Source organism: Flavobacterium album, assembly GCF_003096035.1.
GTDB classification, from domain to species: domain Bacteria; phylum Bacteroidota; class Bacteroidia; order Flavobacteriales; family Flavobacteriaceae; genus Flavobacterium; species Flavobacterium album.
Map to the genome: position 1 here is coordinate 1318396 of NZ_CP029186.1, position 21779 is coordinate 1340174.

At 48.0% G+C, this 21779-nt stretch carries 9 protein-coding genes; 6 read left to right on the plus strand and 3 right to left on the minus strand.

The features are described 5' to 3' along the window. Positions 1-230: 230 nt before the first annotated feature. Together HYN59_RS05780 and HYN59_RS05785 are read right to left on the minus strand one after the other, a co-directional pair. Positions 231-6545 (minus strand): T9SS type B sorting domain-containing protein, encoded by a 6315-nt coding sequence (locus HYN59_RS05780; RefSeq protein WP_108777365.1) that lies wholly within the window; start codon positions 6543-6545, stop codon positions 231-233. Between the two features lie 201 nt (positions 6546-6746). Further along, positions 6747-10517: a T9SS type B sorting domain-containing protein gene (locus HYN59_RS05785; RefSeq protein WP_108777366.1), complete on the minus strand. Its 3771-nt coding sequence runs from the start codon at positions 10515-10517 to the stop codon at positions 6747-6749. Positions 10518-10819: 302 nt separating this feature from the next. Between HYN59_RS05785 and HYN59_RS05790 the strand changes: the two genes are divergently transcribed. Together HYN59_RS05790 and HYN59_RS05795 are read left to right on the plus strand one after the other, a co-directional pair. Continuing rightward, positions 10820-11851, plus strand: coding sequence for a glycosyltransferase family protein (locus HYN59_RS05790; protein ID WP_108777367.1), 1032 nt, complete (start codon positions 10820-10822; stop codon positions 11849-11851). Then, positions 11841-13199 (plus strand): GH1 family beta-glucosidase, encoded by a 1359-nt coding sequence (locus HYN59_RS05795; RefSeq protein ID WP_108777368.1) that lies wholly within the window; start codon positions 11841-11843, stop codon positions 13197-13199. The genes HYN59_RS05790 and HYN59_RS05795 overlap by 11 nt, the downstream gene beginning before the upstream one ends. 247 nt (positions 13200-13446) lie before the next feature. Here HYN59_RS05795 and HYN59_RS05800 read toward each other — a convergent pair whose 3' ends face one another. Next, the gene (locus HYN59_RS05800; protein WP_108777369.1) at positions 13447-14304 is read right to left on the minus strand and encodes a UDP-2,3-diacylglucosamine diphosphatase; all 858 of its coding nucleotides are present in this window, start codon (positions 14302-14304) and stop codon (positions 13447-13449) included. Positions 14305-14510: 206 nt separating this feature from the next. Between HYN59_RS05800 and HYN59_RS05805 the strand changes: the two genes are divergently transcribed. The 4 genes from HYN59_RS05805 to HYN59_RS05820 all read left to right on the plus strand — a co-directional run bounded on the left by HYN59_RS05805 (position 14511) and on the right by HYN59_RS05820 (position 21668). Further along, positions 14511-18011, plus strand: a complete 3501-nt coding sequence (locus HYN59_RS05805; RefSeq protein WP_108777370.1) for a two-component regulator propeller domain-containing protein — start codon at positions 14511-14513, stop codon at positions 18009-18011. Positions 18012-18022: 11 nt separating this feature from the next. Beyond that, the gene (locus tag HYN59_RS05810; RefSeq protein WP_108777371.1) at positions 18023-20152 is read left to right on the plus strand and encodes a sensor histidine kinase; all 2130 of its coding nucleotides are present in this window, start codon (positions 18023-18025) and stop codon (positions 20150-20152) included. A gap of 95 nt (positions 20153-20247) precedes the next feature. Next, positions 20248-20625 (plus strand): response regulator, encoded by a 378-nt coding sequence (locus HYN59_RS05815; RefSeq protein WP_108777372.1) that lies wholly within the window; start codon positions 20248-20250, stop codon positions 20623-20625. Further along, complete coding sequence (locus tag HYN59_RS05820; RefSeq protein ID WP_181369515.1) at positions 20625-21668, plus strand: adenylate/guanylate cyclase domain-containing protein; 1044 nt, start codon at positions 20625-20627, stop codon at positions 21666-21668. The genes HYN59_RS05815 and HYN59_RS05820 overlap by 1 nt, the downstream gene beginning before the upstream one ends. Positions 21669-21779 lie beyond the last annotated feature (111 nt).

Below are 21779 nucleotides of genomic sequence, written 5' to 3' on the forward strand. Positions count from 1 at the left end.
TTTGTTAATTGTAAGATGAAATTTGAATATATAGTTGATTTTCAAATAGAATTAGGTAAAATATAGATAAAAGGCAAAAGCAAGCTAATTCTCCTTTTGGCATAAAAAAGAGAAACCCCTGCAGTTGGCTGGCAGGGGTCTCCGGATCAAAAACTAACACGAACAACTTCTTCATGCTGCTTTAAAAACAGCTTATATTCTTTATAATTATGCCATAGGATAAACTATAATTACCTCAACAAAGAGAAATGCGCTTTAAACTCCCTGCCTTCGCCGTTTGCCGAATGGTATTGTACGGTAAACCAATAATCGGTAGCAGGCAGGCGCTCCCCATTATAGGTGCCGTCCCATCCCGGTCCGTTTGGCCTTAGTCCTGCGATCAGCTTCCCATAACGGTCGAAGATGAAGATCTCCGCATCCGGCTGGTCACGAAGCCCTTTTATGTTCCAATGGTCACGTGCCCCATCACCGTTTGGCGAGAAGAACCTCGGATAGTTGAGTGCATATACGTCCAGCTCCAGTTCACCGCAGCCGTGTTTGTCCCTTACGGTAATATGGTATTCGCCTTCGTAAATCCCGGTAAATGAGTTTTCATCCTGGTACGGACCTCCGTCAAGGCTGTATTCATAATCGCCCGACCCGCCGGTAATATGTACAGTGATCACCTGGTTATAATGAAAGTCTACAGAGGCTTCTGCATAGCCAAGCGCTATAGATGAAAGCCCTACGGTAGCGGTTGAGGTTCCCACACACCCGGTTATCTTATTAGTAGCCGTAACGGTATAGTCGCCAGGTTCGGTAATTATCAGGGCGCTTGTTGTTGCTGTTAGCGGCGTTGTGCCTTTTGCCCAGGCAAAGTCATATTCGGCAGATGACAGCCCACTGTTCAGTACCCCTGTAACCGGTGTTCCGGTTTCGTTATCAACGCAAAGATAGGTGTCGCGCAATTGCGGGTCCGGCAGCCTGTATATGGTTATTGTGTGTGTTGCCGATGCGGTACATACGGTTCCCATGGAATAGGTAATCGTTACGGTTCCCGCTTCTATGGTGGTTACAAGCCCGTTGGCATCTACTGTCGCTAAGGCTTCATCGCTGCTCGCCCAAACGCCTCCTGTTACGGTATCGGCCAGTTGTATCCTCCCTCCCTCGCAAACAGCGCTGTCTCCGGTTATAATGCCCGGATCGGGTGCGGGTGCCGGCGCTGCATCTACAGTTATGTCTGCAAGTGAGGCACTGCAGCCGGCAGTATTCCGCACGGTAACAGTATATGTTCCGGCAGCTACACTGTTAAATATCCTCGACGGCTGGAAATTTGTGCCGTCGGTGCTGTATTCTAACCCGAAGCCTACAGGTGAGTTTACTGTAATGGCCCCGGTTGGTTTATTACAATCCGGCTGTGTAACGGTAACTACAGGAGCTGCAGGCACAAGCGGAGGATAGTTGATGATAAAATGGGTATAGCCCGACACACATCCCGCAGCATTGCGTGCCGTGATAACATAGTTGCCCGGTGCCAGGTTATGAAAATCAACGTCCGATTGATACGCAAGGCTGTTCACGCTGTACATAAGGCCGTTGCCAACAGGCGATGTTACCGTAATGCTTCCCGTTGCAGTGGTACAGTCGGGCTGTACAATGGTTACAACAGGGGCTGTAGGTATGGCCGGTGGCGTGTTAATAGTCTCAGAGGCCGGGGCCGAAATACAGCCCGCAGCATTTTTCACTGTTATGGTGTGGGTACCCGGGTTAAGGTTGGCAAAGCTGGTGCCTTGCTGGTATGGCCCGCCATCAATACTATACGAATAGCCAATGCCCACGGGCGATGCCACAGCAATGCTGCCTTTCGTAGCATTACATCCGGGATGTGCTACTGTAAGCACAGGAACATCGGGTGCGGCAGGCATAGGGTTAATGGCTTGCGATCCTGGGGACGAAACACATCCGGCACCGTTTTTTACGGTAATGGTATGCGTTCCCGGTGGCACACCCGTAAAGATAGCGCCTATCTGGTAAGGCCCGCCATCTAAACTATAAGTAAGGTCTGCGCCAAGAGGTGCTGTTACTGTAATGCTTCCGGTACCTACTGTACAGGTAGTTTGTACTGCAGTCACTGTTGGCTGTGCCGGTACAGGCAGTGCAGGGCCGATGGTTATCGAAGCGCCTGGAGATTCACATCCTGCTGTATTTTTTACGGTAATACTATGGTTGCCAGTCAATACACCGGTAAATGTAGGTGACGACTGGAAAGCGCCGCCGTCGATACTATAGCTAAGCCCCGCAGGAGTAGTAACTGTAATGCTTCCTGTTGGCACCCCGCACGATGGCTGTACTGCCGTAAGCGTTGGTGCCGGAGGAGTTGCCGGCTGCGGGTCGATGGTCCTTGTTGTTACCGGCGATACACATCCCGAAGCATTTTTCACGGTAACGGTATGTGGGCCCGGCGCTACATTGGAAAAAGTTATGCCTTGCTGGTAAGCGCCACCATCCAGGCTATATGTAAGGCCTAAGCCAACAGGTGAGGTAACTGTAATGGTTCCGGTAGCTGAGGTACACGTGGTTTGCACTACCGTAAGGGTCGGTGCTGTCGGCACAGGAAGCGCCGGGTCAATGGTTATTGAAGTTCCGGGAGATACGCATCCCGCCGCATTTTTCGCGGTAACGGTGTGCGGACCCGGTGCTACATTCGCAAAAGTTAATCCCGACTGGTAAGCCCCGCCATCAATATTATAAGTTAATCCCTGTACAGGGCTTGTTACTGTTATACTTCCTGTAGGCGTAGTACAGTCGGGCTGCGTTGTTGCTGTAAGGGTTGGCGCTGCAGGAGTTGCCGGCTGTGGATCTATTGTTATAGAACCAGGTGCTGAGGTACAGTTACCAAACTTCGCGACAACATTATGCGGTCCCGGCAGCACAGCATTGAATGTTGGGTTAGGCTGGAAAGCCCCTCCGTCAATGCTATAACTATATCCTGCGCCTCCCGGTGTGTCAACCGTAATTGTTCCCGTGGCTGTTGTACAGTCAGGCTGCACTGCAGTAAACGTTGGAACCGTAGGAGTAGCAGGCTGAGGATCGATAGTTATAGAGCCCGGGGCCGAAATACAGTTGCCAAATTTTGCTGTAACATTGTGAGGGCCCGGAGTTACAGCTGTAAATGTTGTCCCTGTCTGGAAGGGCCCGCCGTCAAGGCTGTAGGTATATCCTGGTCCCGGCATTGGATTTGTTATGCTAATACTTCCCGTAGACGTGGTACAATCAGGCTGTACTGCCGAAAGATTTGGAGTATCAGGTGTAACAGGCTGAGCGTCTATTGTTTGTGTAGCACCGGGAGATACACACCCCGCTGCATTTTTAGCGATAATGGTATGCTGGCCCGGTAATACACCGGTAAATGTAGGCCCCTGCTGAAACGGCCCACCATCAATGTTATACGTAAAGCCATTCCCCGTGCCGTTAACGGTAATGCTTCCGGTAGGAGTAGTACAATCCGGCTGCACTGCCGTAAGTATGGGTGCTGCAGGTGTAGCAGGCTGTGCATCTATAGTTATTGAACCCGGTGCAGAAATACAGTTACCAAGCTTAGCGGTAACATTATGTGGGCCGGGAGCTACAGGTGTAAATGTCGTCCCTGATTGAAAAGGGCCTCCGTCAATGCTGTACAGATAGTTAGCATTCGAATTGGAAACTGATATACTGCCTGTAGCCGTAGTACATGTTGGCTGTACTGCCGTTAGGGTTGGCACAGCAGGAGTTACCGGCTGTGGATCTATTATTATCGTTGCTGGAAGAGATGTACATCCATTGGCCTGTGCGGTAATGGTATGCGGGCCGGATGCTACAAGGGTAAATGTTGTTCCTGCCTGGAAAGGCGCTCCGTCAATGCTGTAAGTATACCCTGTTCCCCCCGGATTTGTTATTGTTATAGTCCCGGTTACAGTAGTACAATCAGGCTGTACTGCCGTAAGGGTTGGTGCCGGTGGTGTTGCGGGCTGTGCGTTTATGGTTTGCGATGCAGGAGCCGATACACAGTCATTAAGCTTTACTGTAACAGTATGAGATCCCGGTGCTACAGGCGTAAATGTTACCCCCGACTGATAAGGCCCTCCGTCAATGCTATAGCTATAATCCTGACCTACAGGGCTGGTAATTGTAATGCTTCCTGTAGCGGTAGTACAATCGGGTTGTACAGCCGTAAGGGTTGGTGCTGCCGGGGCTCCCGGTACAGGGTTAATGGTTACGGAAGCCGGTGCTGAAATACAGTTTCCAAGTTTTGCGGTAATAGTATGTGGTCCCGGCGCTATCGGTGTAAATAATGTTCCTGCCTGATAGATCCCGCCATCGATACTATAGCTGTAGCCAATGCCCGTAGGAGTATCAACAGTAATGCTTCCCGCAACAGTACAGGTAGGCTGCGTCACCGTAAGTGTGGGAGTAGCGGGAGTTGCCGGCTGAAGGTCAATAACTTGCGCGGTAGCAGGCGATGTACACCCATTAAGTTGGGCAGTAATATTGTGGGAACCTGTTGAAACGTTCGTAAATGTCACGCCCGGTTGATAAGGCCCACCGTCAATGCTATAGGTATAATCCTGGCCTATAGGACTGGTGACAGTAATGCTTCCCGTAGCGGTAGTACATGTAGGCTGTACTGCTGTGAGTGTTGGTGCCGCAGGCGCGCCCGGAACTGTGCCTATAGCCTGTGTGGTTATGTTAGAAACACAGCCTCCATTATTTTTAACAGTTACACTATATGTGGTTCCCGGGGTAAGATTGTTAAATGTGGTTCCTGATACATAATTTACGCCATCTATACTGTAAGTGAAATTATTATTAGGATCCAAAGGCGCAGTTATTGCAATACTTCCGGTTGGGGTAGTACAGGTAGGCTGCGTAACGGTAACGGTTGGTGCGGCAGGTTTGTCGACTACAAATAATTGCGCGGCATCGGTACGTATTGTGCATGAAGCAGACGTCGCTTCCAGGTAATACTGGCTGTTGTTCATGGCAAGCGATACACCGTTTACCGACAATGTTGCTGTAGTGGCCCCGCTGTAAGTGCCGTTATTAGTAACATTTACCCATGTCCCTGCTGAGGTAAGCATTTTCCATTGGTAAGTGAAACCTGTAGATGGAGTTATGGCTGCGGTAAAGGTTGTATTAGCATTTACACACACTGTTACCGGGGCCGGATGCGTGACCACCGGAAGAGGTGCACCCGAAGCATTGGCCGTATGCATCCCAATATTGGTGCAGTACTCATTATTATCGGCAATCCAGTCGTTAAGGTTAAAGGTTACAGCAGGCGCTACGGCATTCGGCTTGCGAATCATGGTATAGCCTCTGTTGGCAGGTCCGGTGCCTACACCAAAAGGAACCTGCACCTCATCTATAATGCTGCCGTTTTTCCTAAGCCTGAATTTATCGTTATCATTGATGCCACCCATTACGTCAGGGCTAAATGACGGATTTAACGGGATGCATAATATAGGCGTAGAGGTGCCGCAACGCACCAGGTAGGTGCTGGTTGCCGGTATGGTACCGGTAAGGGATATAACATATCCGGCAGTTGGGGTAGTATCACTAATTTCGCCATAACGTTCAAGCACATAAATGCCATTGAGATTTACGGGACTCGACGATGGGTTATATAGCTCTATAAAACCGGGATCCAGATTTACCTGGTCAAAAACTTCCGAGATATAAATTTCCGGAGATACGCAATCCGATTGTAGTAATGTAAAAGGTGTGCCCGTCTGTCCAAAACAGCCATCGGTAGCGGTAACGGTAATGTTTCCGCTGGTTACCCCTGCGGGAACCATTGCCTGTATTTCAGTATCGGAAATTATGGTAAACGGCATAGTAATACCGTCCATTTTTACAGTGGCAGTATTCGTAAAGCCGCTGCCCGTAATGGTGATCATGGTGTCTTTTGGCCCGGAATGCGGGGTGTAAGAGGTAACTACCGCATTGGTACAGGTAGAAGTCACGCTTCCGTTCAGGGTAAAATCGTCAAAGCGTATATTGCCGGCACCGGTCGCGCCGCTAAGTGTAAGCACTACGGTCACTGTGCCGGTAAGTCCCGAAACAGGATTGGCTACGGGAGTAACGCCTATTGCCGCTCCTGTCCCGTTCCCGGAAAGTGGCGTGGTACCGCTGCCCACATTGATACCGTTGATAGACATTTGCCATGCCTGCGGCCCGGATGTGCTGCGCTGCCGCCAGAAATTAAAGGATGTGATCCCTACCTGGAAATTGGGTGCAACGTTAAAAGTAAGGGTAACTGTGGTTGTGCCTGCAGGGTTGAAAAGCTGTATGGCCTGTCCCGCCGACCCCGAATTGCTGGACCATGTATTGGTACTGTTCGTCCAGGAAGAACCCGACAGGTTTGCTGCCAGCGTAGCCGGGGCAACTGTATAAGGATGGGTGTTTATTGTAGTGGTGCCAAAATTATGCTGGTATATCTGTGCATGCGCGCAGTATCCTGATAAGAGGACAAAAAAAAATTGCAGGAACGTTAGTAAAGCGGCCTGCCTTTTGCATTTTTGTAACATGTTTACTGTCTTTAGTAGCAATTTTTTAAGATAGATTTAACATGGCAAAATTAAAAGGTTTAGGCTTATCTCCAATTTTTTAAAGTTAAATTATAGTTGCCTGATAATGATATATTTGTAAAGCAATGTAAATTAAAATATATGTGCTGTACTAAAAGTGGCACATAATCACTTCAATACAGCACGCATATTTTAAACTTTTTAGTTGACCTGCCTGTTGATATAAACCCATCCGGTATACGAATCGGCCGGAGTCTCAATCACATAAAAGTAAGTACCTGTTGGCAGCTCATCGCCATTATCGGCCTGTCCGTACCATTCGTCTTTGTAATCATTGCGGGTATACACTTCTTTGCCATAACGGTTAAAGATAGCCAGCTTGCGCGCTTGCAGGCCTGTTATGTCAAAATTGTCATTCTTCATGTCATTGTTTGGCGATATACCCCTTGGAATCGTACAGAACGAAGCTTCTACTGTAAAAGTATACATGCTTTCACAACCTGTTGCTGTAGTGACAGTCACCCGGAACTGAAGCGGGAAATCAGTTGCTTCTATACCATTGCTGTCCACATATTGCGACACGTTGAAGGTGTTCTCATTGCTGCCAACCACAATACCCTGCTCATCCTTCCATTCAAAATCTGAAGTGGCGATATCAAAAGAATTATCCAAAGGCAATCCTTCCAGAACATAGTTCTTTCCAAAAGAGGTATCCCTGCATCCCTGTGTACCCGTAACCTGTGGGCCTGCCGGCAGCGGGCTGAGGGTTATCGGGGCAGAAACCGAAGTACATCCGTCCGCATTTTTAACGGTAATGGTATAATTCGCAGGAGCAAGACCGGCAAATGTTGTGGCCGTCTGGAAAGCGCCGCCATTAAGGCTGTAGGTCATGCCTGTTTCAGTCGGTGCCGTAACCGTTATCGATCCGGTTGGCACAGCACAGGTAGGCTGTATAGTTGTTGCTGTAGCTGTTGCCGGTCCGTTTGGTACAGCATTTATTACTATGTTGTTGCTTACTGAAGTACATCCGTCGGCATTTTTAACGGTAATAGTATATGTACCCGGCGCCAGGCCGCCAAATGCTGTTTCCGTTTGGAAAGCGCCGCCATTCAGGCTGTATGTATAACCAGTTCCCACGGGTGCAGTAATGTTTAGCGAGCCTGCTGGGGTAGCGCAAGTAGGTTGTATTGGTGTCACCGTTGCCAAGTCAGGCGCATTTGGCACAGTATTTATAAAGATGTTATTGCTTACTGAAGTACATCCGTCAGCATTCTTAACGGTAACGGTGTACGTTCCCGGGATAAGGTTGCCAAAAGTTGTTTCCGTCTGGAAAGCCCCACCGTTAAGGCTGTATGTAAGTCCCGCTCCCACAGGAGAAGTAACGTTGATCGATCCAAAAGGGTTGACACATGTAGGCTGTAAAGTTGTAGCAGTCGCCGGAGCCGGAGCATTCGGAACAGGGTTTATGATAATACTGTTTACCGATGTACATCCATCCGCATTTTTAACAGATATAGTATAAGTGCCGGGAGCAAGGGTGGCAAAAGTTGTTTCCGCTTGGAAAGCTCCGCCGTTCAGGGCGTATGTAAGTCCTGTTCCAACCGGTGCAATAATAGTTATAGCGCCTGTAGTCACTACACAGGTAGGCTGTACTGTTGTTATAGCAGCAGGCGCCGGAGCATTTGGCACGGCATCTATTACGATGTTATTGCTTACAGATGTACACCCATCAGCATTCTTTACGGTAATAGTATAGGTCCCCGGAATAAGATCGTCAAATAGCGTTTCCGATTGGAAAGCGCCTCCGTTAATGCTGTAGGTAAGTCCGCTTCCAACGGGTGCGGTTACGGTTATAGATCCGGTAGGGGTTGTACATGTTGGCTGCATGGTTGTTGCAATTGCCGCATCAGGTACTATTGGCGCAGGATCAATAAAAATATTGCCGCTTACAGAGGTACATCCGTTAGCATTTTTTACAGTGATCGTATAGGTGCCGGCGGCAAGCGTGTCAAATGTCGTTTCCGTTTGGAATGGCCCTCCGTTAAGGCTGTAGGTCATGCCTGTCTCAATTGGTGCGGTTACGGTTATCGATCCGGTTAGTACACTGCATGTGGGCTGTACCGTTGTAACAGCAGCTTGTGCCGGAGCATTTGGCGCAGGGTTTATAACGATGTTAGTATGTACAGAAGTACATCCGGCAGCATTTTTTACGGTAATGCTATACGTTCCAGGAGCAAGGCCGGCAAAGGAGTTTCCGTCTTGGAAAGGGCCACCGTCAAGGGCGTATGTAATTCCTGCGCCTGCCGGTGCAGTAACGGTTATAGTTCCCGTAAGAGTGGTGCAGGTAGGGTCAATCGTAGTTACCGTTGCAACAGCCGGGCCGGCAGGTACCGCATTGATATTGATATTTCCGGTTACGGAAGTACATCCCCCGGCATTTTTTACGGTAACGGTATAAACTCCCGGAGTAAGTCCGCCAAATGTTGTTTCCGGCTGGAATGGTCCGTTGTTAAGGCTGTATGTCATTCCTGTTTCAGTCGGCGCGGTAATGGTTATAGTTCCTGTTGGTATGGCACAGGTAGGCTGCACTGTTGTTACGGTAGCAACAGCAGGGGCGGCAGGTGTACCGTCAATGGTTACATCCATATTGACAGGGGGACATCCGCCCGGCCCTTGTATGGTAAGGATATAATCTCCCGGGTCTAACCCCGCGAATGTAGGTGATGCCTGGAAAGGCCCGCCATTTATCTGGTAGGTAAGGCCTTCGCCAACTACAGGTGTAATGGTTATGCTTCCTGTTGGTGTGGTACAGGTAGGCTCTGTTATAGCTATTGTTACTTCGGGCTGCGGTATGATAACAAGTTGTGCGGCATTGGTAAGTAATGTACATCCAGTTGAAGATATCTGGCAATAATACTGGCTGCCGTCAAAATCTGCCGAAGCAGGGTCAACAGTAAGGGTAGCTGTGGTTGCACCCGAGTAGCCTGCGCCGTTGGTTACATCCACCCACATGCCTGCGGCATTGAGCATTTTCCACTGGTAGCTGAAGCCTACGGTGTTGCTTATCACTACCGAAAATTGTGCCTGTCCATCCTGGCATACTGCAGCATCCTGTGGCTGTGTGGTTATGGTGGTAGGCGCAGCTACGGTAGTAGTGTGGCTGCCAAGATCGGAACAGCTTTGCCCGTTTTGGGGCGAAGTATTCCAGTCGCCTGCTATATAAGAGGCAGAAGGTGCGGTAGCATTGGGCTTCCTGATTACCGAGTACCATGCGTATGTCGGAGCTCTTGAAATATCAATCACAGCACCATTCTTACGCAATTTGAATTCGTCATTACCATTAATGCCGCCCCCAAGGTTTCCACTCACGGTAACATTGCAGCCCTGTTCTCCCGTGCCCCAGCTCGAGACCAGATAGGTGGAATGCGCTGCAACAGAGCCGGTAAGTATAAGGGTATACCCCGGAGTTGGCGCAGCATCGCCTATGTCGCCATAACGCTCCAGTACATACTGGCCGTTAAAAACAATAGTACTATTGGTAGGATTGTATAATTCTATTACGCCATAGCTTCCCGGATTATGGTCGTAGAGCTCCGATATGTAGATTTCGGTAGGAGCAACAACATTACAGTCCGAAGCTAATACCGTGAAAGAACTGCCCGATGCCCCGGAGCATGCGCTTGAAGCAAGGGTTATCGTTCCGTTGGTAGCTGTTGCCGGTATGGTAACCTGTGCTTCTGTATTGGTGATAATAGTAAAGTCAGTTACCGTTACACCATTAATTTGTGCCGATGTAATACCCGGTCCCGACTGGAAATTGTTTCCGGTAATAGTTACTACCGTATTGACAGGGCCGGATGCCGGTGTAAAGGAGGTGATTGTAGGGCATTGGGCATAAGAAGCGCCCATTCCCAAAATACAGATCAGGATAGCCAGTACCCCGAAATGGTATAGCTTGTTTTCTTTTCGCATTGTTATTGTTTTGGTTATATGCAAAATGCTGCGCAAGCTACTTTATATTGTAAAATCCGGAATTATGGGAGTTTTATGAAATGGTTATTTGTTGCTATTGCACAAGATCGCATTTTGGCTTTCAAAGCACTGTTAAACACCTTATTGGTAACGATTTGTTAACGATTATATCATCATGTTTGAACCGCTCTATCGTTTGCTCCCTTCTATTTTTGCTAACAATAACTTAATGGCTAACTAAACTTATCCTCATACTGGAAAACGGGGGCTATAAGATTTTGCGCGGCCTTAAAATACTGCCGATGAAAATACTCTACGCGATCCAGGGAACAGGCAATGGCCACCTGAGCCGGTCTATGGATGTTGTGCCCTGCCTTTTAAAGCATGGTGAAGTCGATGTCCTTGTCAGTGGCATACAGGGCGACCTTACACTTCCGTTTCCCATAAAATACAAATTGCGGGGCCTTAGCTTTATTTTCGGGAAGAGCGGCGGGGTGAGCTTATGGAAAACGGCTGCAAAGACCAATTTCAGGAAGCTGCGCAAAGAGATCAACACCCTGCCAGTGGAAAAATACGACCTTGTCATCAACGATTTCGAGCCCGTTTCGGCATGGGCCTGCTACTTTAAGAACAAGCCCTGCATTTCGTTAAGCCATCAATCTGCCGTATTGGCGCCGGACTCGCCAAAGCCGGAACATGAAGACATGATGGGCAAGCTGATACTCAATAACTACGCGCCCAATACCGCCGCCTATGGGTTTCATTTCGCATCCAACGGTCATACAATATTCACACCTGTAATACGCAAACAGGTACGGGAGCAGAAAATTACAGACAAAGGGCACTATACGGTTTACCTTCCGTCTTATGATGACCGCAGGCTCATCAAAAGGCTGTCGGTTTACAAAGCCGTAAAGTGGGACGTATTCTCAAAACACAACAAGAAACAGTTTACCATAGGCAACATTACGGTACAGCCTATTAATAACGAAAAATTTACCCAAAGCATGGCATCTTCGTCCGGTGTGCTGTGCGGTGCAGGCTTTGAGACCCCGGCCGAAGCGCTTTTTCTTGGCAAAAAACTATTGGTTATACCCATGAAAAACCAGTACGAGCAGCACCTCAATGCTGCCGCGCTAAAGGTTATGGGCGTGCCTGTGGTGAAAAGCCTGAAGCCAAAATATTTGGAAACCATTTTTGATTGGCTGGAAAACGGGCAGGTAATTCCCGTTGACTATCCCGATATCACGCAGCAGATTGTAGACATGATCCTGCAAAAACACACATCTTCCGGCATTACTAATAAAAGCCCTGAAATTACAAATGGAGCTTAACGATACAGATTTACTTAGCAGGGACCAGTTTGGCGAATCGTTTAAGTGGGGCGTTTCTACAGCGGCCTACCAGATCGAGGGCGGGCACGATACCGATGAGAAAGGCCTTTCTATATGGGATATTTTTACGGCAAAGAGCGGCAGCATCGCCAACGGGCATAATGCCAACATAGCCTGCGATTTTTATAACCGCTATCCCGAAGATATTGCCCTTGTAAAAGAGCTGAACATCCCCAACCTCAGGTTCTCTCTTTCATGGCCCCGGATCATGCCCGAAGGTACCGGAAAGGTAAACCAAAAGGGAATCGATTTTTACAACAGGGTGATCGACAGCTGCCTTGAAAACGGCATAGAGCCCTGGATTACATTATACCACTGGGATCTTCCGCACGAACTTGAGATGAAAGGCGGCTGGGTAAACCGCGATATCATTTCGTGGTTTGCTGAGTATGTTGAGGTCTGTGCGAAAAATTTTGGCGACAGGGTAAAGCACTGGATGGTTATGAACGAACCGATGGTGTTTACCGGAGCGGGTTACTTCATGGGGCTGCATGCTCCGGGCAAAAAAGGGCTGCCCAATTTCCTTCCGGCTGCCCACCACGCCATATTGAGCATGGCAGAGGGCGGAAGGGTACTACGAAACCTCTTGCCGGATGCCGAAATAGGTACCACTTTCTCCTGTTCTTATATTGAGCCCTACACCGCCGGCCCGAAAGATTTTGCCGCAGCAAAAAGGGCCGATGCCTTACTCAACCGTTTGTTTATTGAGCCTGTACTTGGACTGGGCTATCCGCGCGAAGATTTGCCGGTGCTGAAAAAGCTGCACAAATACATACAGCCGGGCGATGAGGAAAAAATGAAGTTCGATTTTGATTTTATCGGTGTGCAGAATTATACCCGTGAAGTTGTAAAGCACTCCATATTTGTCCCTTACCTTAATGCAGTACTTGTAAAAGCGCAAAACCGCAAAGTGCCCCTGACCGCAATGGGGTGGGAGATATATCCCCCATCCATATATCACATGCTGAAAAAATATGGCGCTTATGAAGGAGTGAAAAAGATTTATATTACCGAAAACGGGGCAGCCTTCACCGACCAGCCGGTTAATGGCGAGGTAAAGGATGACCAGCGAATACAATATATAAACGATCACCTCAAACAGGTTCTCAATGCAAAGAATGAAGGCGTAAACGTCCGGGGTTATTTTGTATGGACACTCCTTGACAACTTTGAATGGGCCGAAGGCTACCACCCGCGTTTCGGCCTCGTACATGTGGATTTTGACACACAGCAGCGCATCATCAAAGCATCCGGGCATTGGTATAAGTCTTTTTTGCAGGGCCAATAACAAAAATTTTACGGGTATTAGAATCTACCCGTGCGGTCATTGCGAGCGGAATAATGGAGCGCGGCAATCTTTCCTTAAGCCTGAATTGATAATTGACCTGGAAAGATAGCTCCTTCGTTCGGTTGTATGGAGGAACAATTTCACACCCTGTCGGCACGTCTCGCTCCCCTCTCATTGGGAGAGGGGTTGGGGGAGAGGACTAACCGGCATGAGTGGAGTTCCCCCTTCGGGGGTTAGGGGGCTGGCCCTACTCCGTATCCAGTTTAAACTGTATCAGCAGTGACTTGATGTCGAGCATATCGTTCAGGTCTTCGGTATCAAAGGCATCTTCAAAATCATCCGGTTCGTCCGGCTGCTCCTTATAGTCGGTCCTGTAGTTAAAAATACTCCATTGGCCCATATTATATTCCAGCGCTGTAAGGCTCTCTACCCAGTCGCCCGAATTAAGGTACAGCACTTTGCCCTTACTGTTGCTTATTTCACGCATTTCCGGCTGGTGGATGTGTCCGCAAACTACATAGGCATATCCTTTATCAATGGCGAGCCCTGCAGCCGTAGTTTCGAAGTCGTTGATAAATTTTACCGCATCCTTGAACCGCTTTTTTATGCGTTGCGAAAAGCTCATCTTCTCGCGCCCCATTTTGGTAAGGCACCAGTTCACAAAACTGTTGATGAGTATCAGGGTGTCATAGCCCACAGCGCCCATCTTGGCAAGCCATTTCGAATTCTGCATCGTGACATCAAAAACATCTCCGTGGAAAAACCATGCCTTCTCGCCGTTGATCTTCAGCACGAGCTTGTTCAGCAGCCGGAAGCTCCCGAGGTTGATGTCGGCAAACTTACGGAGCATTTCGTCATGGTTGCCGGTGAGGTAATATACGGGCACGCCATCGGAAACGAACTTCATGATGCGGCGCAGGACCTTCATGTGCGACTCCGGCCAGTAGGATTTGCTGAATTGCCAGATGTCGATGATATCACCGTTCAGGATGATCTGTTTGGGGTTGATGCTTTTCAGGTAGCGCAGCAGTTCTTTGGAGTGGCAGCCGTAGGTGCCGAGGTGCACATCTGATATTACAACTAAGTCAACTTCACGCTTTCTCATGGCCGATCAAATTTAGTTGCAAGCAAAGCAAGGATTTACATTTAAACTGGGTGTTAAGCGAGTTTTATTATTACGGTCTGCATCATAAGAGCCGCTATACCTGAAGCAATTTACCGGAAGAATAGTCATTTTAACATCAATTATTCATGATGCTTCAAAAAAATACTATATTTAGCAAGGTTTAGACAAGCCATCCAACCAACTATATGAAACACTTATACTATTTAATTTTTGCATTAGTATTCACTATTGCCGCTCATTCACAGGCTAAAAAAGCGGCCTTCGAATACATTACCATGGAAGACGGCCTGCCCGAGAACCGGATAACCGCGCTGCTGCAGGACAAGAAAGGCTATATCTGGATGGGTACACAGAACGGACTGGTGCGCCACGACGGCTATACCACTAAAGTGTATGAATTCAGGACTTCGTCCAAAATAGATTTTTACTACATCAATTGCGTATTCGAGGACAGCAAAGGCATCATTTGGGTAGGGACGGAATATGTGGGGCTGTTTCGTTATGATGTTGCCCATGACAAATTTGTCCTGGCCGATATGGGAAAGGGTGTCGACCTGAAAAAGAAGTCGATAAAGTCGATCACCGAGGACAGCCAGGGTACCATATGGCTCATTACAAAAAACGAAAACAATGAGAGTAGCCCCGGTTCCGAACATAATAACGACCTGTATAAATACGATCCCGCTGCAAAAAATACTATCCCGTTCGGGGCTGTCTATAAAGGGAAGAACAATATAGATGCCCAGACATTCAATGTAATGACTGAGGACAGCAGGGGAAAATTGTGGCTGGGTACCGATAACGGGTTGTACAGCTATGATAAGAAGCAGCAAAAATTCGTCCGGGAAATAAAAAAAGGAACATCCAATGTAGGCGATGTATGGCATATTGTAGAGTCGCCAACTAAAAAAGGCGAGCTGTGGCTGGCCAATCAGGGCTTTGTCAATTCGGGAGGCGGCGTTACGCGGCTCAATACATCCACAAAAGCGCTGAAGAATTATTTAAGATCTGATGGTTTGGGATCTGATACCATTTTTACCATTTATAAAGACAGGCACAAGCGCTTATGGGCAGGCACAATGAACGGCATATCGCTTATTGATACTAAAACCGGCGCCATAAAAAATTATTTCCCCGCTGATTCCGGCCCTGCAAACAGGGGATATGGCGGCGTTGTGGTGGGTATGGCAGAAACACCCGATGACAAGATGTGGATCGTTGGCCCGGTTGGTATCATGCAGTTTGATATCAAAACAAAGACTTTCACGCGGTATACCACAAAAAGCGGGAATGCCCGCGGGCTGGAGCATTTCTCGCTGAATTATACTTTACCTCCGCTAATGGACCGAAGCGGGACACTTTATGTTGCTACGCTCGACCTCGGATTGCTGCGGCTAAACAACCAAAAGTCCAATTACACTTTTTTAAAGGATGATTACGAAGCTGAAAAAGGTTATAAAGGAGGTACCGTTTATAAAGTTGCCCAGGGAAAAGACAGTATTTACTGGCTCGCTACCAAAAACGGGATCATAAAGTGGGACAGGAAAGCAAACACGTTTGAAACGGTCCCGGACAAGGACAGCAAGAATGCGGCCTGGAATGTTGTGGTTGATAAAAATGGCAAAATATGGTATACGCTCATTACCGGCGGGCTTTACAGTTACGATCCTGCAACTGGCGCTGTGGAAACATTCCGCAACGACCCCAACGATCCCAAAAGCCTTCCGGCAAATAATGCCTATACGCTCTTGTGCGACAGTAAAGGTAGGATATGGATAGGCACTTATGGCGCGGGCCTCTGCCGTTTTGATGCAGCTTCCCGCTGTTTCGTCCGTTATCCGTTCGAAAAGCGCGAAGGAAATGCGATGATAAAAACCGACAAGCTGGACGACAGCAATGTGGTATCTATCAACGAAGACAGCAAAGGGAATATCTGGGTGGGGACTAATTATGGGGGACTCAACAAGCTCGATGAAAAAACAGGGAAGTTCTCGCACTATAACGACCGTTCTATCGGCATGATGTGCATTACGGCTTTTCTTGAAGATACAAACGGTATCGTCTGGACAGGGTCATACCTGCACGGGCTTTTCAGGATTGATACCAAAACGGGGAAGATAAAAGTGTACCGTCAGGAAGACGGCCTGCTGGCCAATAATGTGCAGGGCATCACCAAAGATAGTGAAGGTAACCTGTGGATTGCGTCCGAAAGGGGACTGACGAGGTTCAATCCCAAAACAGGTAAATTTTTCCCCCTTACCAAAGCCAACGGGCTGCCCGAAAGCCAGTTTATCCGCCCGCCGTTCAAAGACGTCAATGGCGACTTTTTTATGGTGAGCAAGCGGGGCCTTGTTATGTTTAACCCGAAAAACATAAAGCCCAGCCCGATAGCGCCGGCAACCCACATACAATCCATTTCCTACCCCGGCAAAGATGGCGGCAGGCAGGAAACAACATTATACCTCGACGGAAGAGAAGCTCCCGAGCTCAGCTATTATGAAAACCGGCTTACGTTTACGTATATCGGCCTGCATTACGACAACCCGGCGCTTAACAGTTACCGCTATAAGCTGGAAGGCTATGACGATGCATGGATAGAAGCGGGAACACAGCGATCGGCTACTTATACCAACCTTTCTCCGGGAACTTATACTTTCAGGGTGAAAAGCGCTAATGCAGATGGGGTTTGGGACGAAAAAGGCAGCAGCATTACGGTAACTATACTGCCGCCGTGGTGGCGTACCTGGTGGGCCTATGCCTTGTATATCGTGATATTTGGTGTCTTGTTAAGAGGGTATATTGTGTACCGCTCGCGCAAGCTGAAAGCGAAAAACCACGAGCTCGAGGAAAAAGTAGCCCTGCGTACTCGGGAGCTTAACGCATCACTCGAAAGCCTGAAGACAACCCAGTCGCAGCTGATACAGTCCGAGAAAATGGCCTCATTGGGAGAGCTTACCGCAGGCATTGCGCACGAGATACAGAACCCGCTCAACTTTGTAAACAACTTCAGCGATGTGAGTATCGAGCTTTTGGACGAGATGGGCGAAGAGCTGGACAAAGGCGATGTGGAAGAAGCCAAAGCCATTGCTGCCGATGTAAAGCAAAACCTGGAGAAGATAAACCACCACGGCAGGCGGGCAGACAGCATTGTAAAAGGGATGCTGCAGCACAGCCGGGCTTCATCAGGACAGAAAGAAGCAACGGATATTAATGCCCTTGCCGATGAATATTTAAGGCTGGCGTATCATGGATTAAGGGCTAAAGATAAATCCTTCAATGCGGAGCTCATTACCCGTTTCGATGAAAATCTCCCGAAAGTAAATATCATTCCGCAGGATGTTGGGCGTGTATTGCTCAACCTGTTTACCAATGCTTTTTATGCGACGCAGGAGAAAAGTAAACAGTCGCAGTTTTCAGATGCGCCGTATAAGCCGGCAGTAACTGTAACTACACAGCAAAAAGGCAATTCGATAGAAATCATTGTGAAAGACAACGGGACCGGGATTCCCGATGCCATTAAGGATAAGATTTTACAGCCGTTTTTTACCACCAAGCCTACCGGCGAAGGTACCGGATTAGGGCTGAGCCTCAGTTATGATATTGTGGTCAAGGGACATAACGGGAATATTGCTATTGAAAGCGAAGAAGGTGTTTTTACTACCTTTACAATCACCCTTCCAATTTAAAACATGTGCGTATGAAAAGATACCTGATTTATTTGATAGTACTGTTTGCCCTTCCTGTTTTTGCGCAGGACGAATGGCCGGCACCCGTCATACTGAATGACAGCCTGCCCCTCTACCGGGAACTTGACGAAGAGAACTGGCAGCAGGTAAACACCTGGGAAAAAGAAGTCGGCTTTAAGGATGTGCTTACGCCAAAATATTCCGGGTGGTTTAAACCCCCGGAAAGCGCGATAACCAATTTCCAGGTAAAATCGCACGTATGGGTGCGCTACCGTTTAAAAAATACTTCAGCGCATGCGCTGATCATTACATTTTCTGCAAGGCATACCAAAGAGCATATCTATATAAGCAAAAAAGGCAAATGGCAACATTTCAAAAGCGGCGATATGGTATCCTGGAGCGATCGCGACGGCCTTAAGGACCTGTTGGAAGTACCCTATACCCTCGAACCCGGCGAAGAAATTAAGGTGTACCAAAACTTTGGCGATGTCACTTTCTGGTCGAGCCCAACGCCGCGTATAGGTAATTACCTTAAGATCATCGACCGGTATTATAAAGACGCGCCCAACTATACTTCCGAAGATGTCATCGCCTTTGGCTTTTTCGGGTTTATGATATTCGGGGTTATTTTCAACCTGTTCTTTTATTATGTCAACCGGGAAAAAGTGTACCTGGTCTTTGCGTTCATGCTCATATCTTCGGCTTTCCTGATGGCAGAGAATGTTTTTTCTTCCCTGGCCTTTGATGAGCTCAGGAGCGCATATCCTTTCTTTCTTGCCGCAACGATCACTTTCTTTATCATAATGCTATTGCATACGGTGCGCTTCTTCTTCAGGGTGAACATCCATTTCCCCGGATGGGATAAATTCCTGGTATATTTCTCGGTTTACATCGGTATAAGCGGGGCGCTCATTTACCTGTGTATCCTGAACAGGTGGGTTGTTTTGCTCATGATAATCATTGGTATCACATCATTGGCAGGATTTGTATTTATTATAGCTGCTATTGTGATGATCATATCGCTGCTGCGCAAAAAAGACAAGGAAGCCCGATTGTTCGTTATCGCCGCAATGCCGTTTATACTGAGCCCTGTTCTGGACCTTATCCTCCCGTTCGATTTTAACTGGACCATAGCTACCTGCGGTATGTGGACGATACTCGTGCTGTCATGGGGTATGTTCGCGCGGTTCAAGTCATTGCAAACGGCAAATGCCCGGGCCGCCCTTGAAAGGGAAGAAGAGCGCAACAGGCTTATTGCCCAGCAAAAACAGGAGCTTGAAGAACTGGTAAAGGAACGCACGGCAGAGCTGGAGCACTCACTCGAAAACCTGAAACAAACCCAAAACCAGCTTATACAATCCGAAAAGATGGCCTCTCTGGGAGAGCTCACGGCAGGCATTGCCCACGAGATACAAAACCCGCTCAACTTTGTAAACAACTTCAGCGATGTAAGCATCGAGCTGCTGGACGAGATGGAAGAAGAACTCGACAAAGGTGATCTTGCTGAGGTAAAAGCTATTTCGGGCGATATAAAACAAAACCTCGAAAAGATCATGCACCATGGCAAGCGTGCCGACAGCATCGTAAAAGGGATGCTGCAGCACAGCCGCGCCTCATCAGGGCAAAAAGAGCCGACCGACATTAATATACTGGCCGACGAATATTTAAGGCTGGCCTACCACGGGCTTCGGGCAAAGGACAAATCTTTCAATGCCGACCTTATAACCCATTTTGAAGAGGGGCTGCCTAAAGTAAGCATCATTCCGCAGGATGTTGGCCGTGTGTTGCTCAACCTGTTTACCAATGCATTCTATGCTACGCAGCAGAAACAGAAAAGCTTGTTAAATGACAAACAGGGAGAAGCCATAGCCTATAAACCGACATTAATGGTCACCACATTGCAAAAAGGCAATTCAGTTGAGATCATTGTGAAAGATAACGGTACCGGAATACCCGATGCCATAAAGGATAAGATATTGCAGCCCTTCTTTACCACCAAGCCTACGGGCGAAGGTACCGGGCTGGGGCTTTCATTAAGCTATGATATCATCGTAAAAGGACATGGCGGTACCATTGATATTCAAAGTGAAGAAGGTGAAGGGTCTGAATTTACGGTTGCCTTGCCTGCAGGCGGATCGTAGCATTGTTGAACGAATTGAAACGCAGGTTTTTTATCCTGCTGTATAATTGTTACATTAGCAACTTTAGTTGAAGCATTTTTTAAAACAGTCAGACTATGAAAATACTGGTAGTAGATGATGAGGCAGATGTACAGCCGCTCTTCCAGCAGCGTTTCCGCAAAGAAATAAAAAACCACGAGATCGATTTTGATTTTGCCCAGTCGGGCGAAGAAGCGCTGGCCTACCTCGAAGGGCATCACTCCGAAGTGGTGCTGATACTGTCCGACATCAACATGCCGGGAATGAGCGGCATTGAGCTGCTGTCGAAAATAAGGCACGACTACAGTGCGCCGCCGCCGGTGGTTATGATGATAACGGCCTATGGCGACGAAGAGAACCACAGGCAGGCAATGGAAAAGGGAGCCAACGACTTCCTGACCAAGCCGCTGGACTTTAATTTATTGAAAGACAAACTTAAACACCTTGAACTATAATGGCGAAGATACTGGTTGTTGATGATGAGGCCGACCTGGAAGTGCTGGTGAAGCAAAAGTTCCGAAAGAAGATACGTGAGAATATTTATGAATTCGTGTTTGCGCAAAATGGTGAAGAGGCGCTGCAAAAATTACAGGAACACCCCGACCTCGACATTATACTGAGCGATATCAACATGCCGGTAATGGACGGGCTTACGCTGCTGTCGCATCTGCCGGAAGCTAATCCTGCGGTAAAGGCCGTTGTGGTTTCAGCCTACGGCGACCTGCAGAACATACGTGCGGCCATGAACCGCGGGGCGTTCGACTTTGTGGTAAAGCCTGTCGATTTTGAAGACCTTGAGCTTACCATGGAAAAAACCATCGAGCACGTGCGCCAGATACAGCAAACCATCAAAGCCATCAAAGAAAACAACATCCTAAAGATGTATGTAGATGAGAATGTGCTCAACTTTATGAACAATAAGGAATTTGAGAACACCCTGCTAAAAAACGAAATGCTGGAAGCCAGCGTGCTTTTCGTAGACGTATGTGGTTTTACAGCCCTTACCGAACAGATCCCGGCTAATGAAGTGGTAAAACTTCTTAACAGCCTTTTTGATAAGATCGTAAAAGAGGTGATAGCACAGGGAGGCCACGTGGATAAATTCATGGGCGATGCCGTAATGGCGGTATTCCGTGGCGATTACCATCTGGACCGCGCTATAGATGCCGCGCTTGCCATCCGCCAGGCCATCGCAGCAAGCGAAGAGATACAGGCAGGGGATAAAGCCTACAAGGCCGCAATATCGATAGGTGTCAATTCGGGTGAAATGGTTTCCGGCAACATCGGCTCCGAATCGTTGAAAAGGCTTGATTATACTGTCATAGGCGATGCCGTAAATCTGGCACAGCGCCTGCAAGCAGCAGCAAAGCCCGGGCAGATACTCATTACCGAGCAGGTGTACAACCGGGCTAAAGAATCATTCAACTGCGGGCCGGTAGGTGAGTTCACACTAAAAAACAAGGCCAATCCCGTAATGACGTATGAGGTTATAGATTAATTTTTTTCTAAAAATATAGTCTAAGAGTTCTGTCACTGCGAGGAGGAACGACGAAGCAGTCTTTCAATTCAGGCAATATTGTGACCTTGGAAAGATTGCTTCGTCGTTTCT

Excerpts from the sequence above, each read along its gene's own strand:
- HYN59_RS05815 (WP_108777372.1), top strand. The coding sequence starts at position 20,248 with ATGAAAATACTGGTAGTAGATGATGAGGCAGATGTACAGCCGCTCTTC.
- HYN59_RS05820 (WP_181369515.1), top strand. The coding sequence starts at position 20,625 with ATGGCGAAGATACTGGTTGTTGATGATGAGGCCGACCTGGAAGTGCTG.
- HYN59_RS05795 (WP_108777368.1), top strand. The coding sequence starts at position 11,841 with ATGGAGCTTAACGATACAGATTTACTTAGCAGGGACCAGTTTGGCGAA.
- HYN59_RS05785 (WP_108777366.1), bottom strand. The coding sequence starts at position 10,517 with ATGCGAAAAGAAAACAAGCTATACCATTTCGGGGTACTGGCTATCCTG.
- HYN59_RS05810 (WP_108777371.1), top strand. The coding sequence starts at position 18,023 with ATGAAAAGATACCTGATTTATTTGATAGTACTGTTTGCCCTTCCTGTT.
- HYN59_RS05790 (WP_108777367.1), top strand. The coding sequence starts at position 10,820 with ATGAAAATACTCTACGCGATCCAGGGAACAGGCAATGGCCACCTGAGC.
- HYN59_RS05805 (WP_108777370.1), top strand. The coding sequence starts at position 14,511 with ATGAAACACTTATACTATTTAATTTTTGCATTAGTATTCACTATTGCC.
- HYN59_RS05780 (WP_108777365.1), bottom strand. The coding sequence starts at position 6,545 with ATGTTACAAAAATGCAAAAGGCAGGCCGCTTTACTAACGTTCCTGCAA.
- HYN59_RS05800 (WP_108777369.1), bottom strand. The coding sequence starts at position 14,304 with ATGAGAAAGCGTGAAGTTGACTTAGTTGTAATATCAGATGTGCACCTC.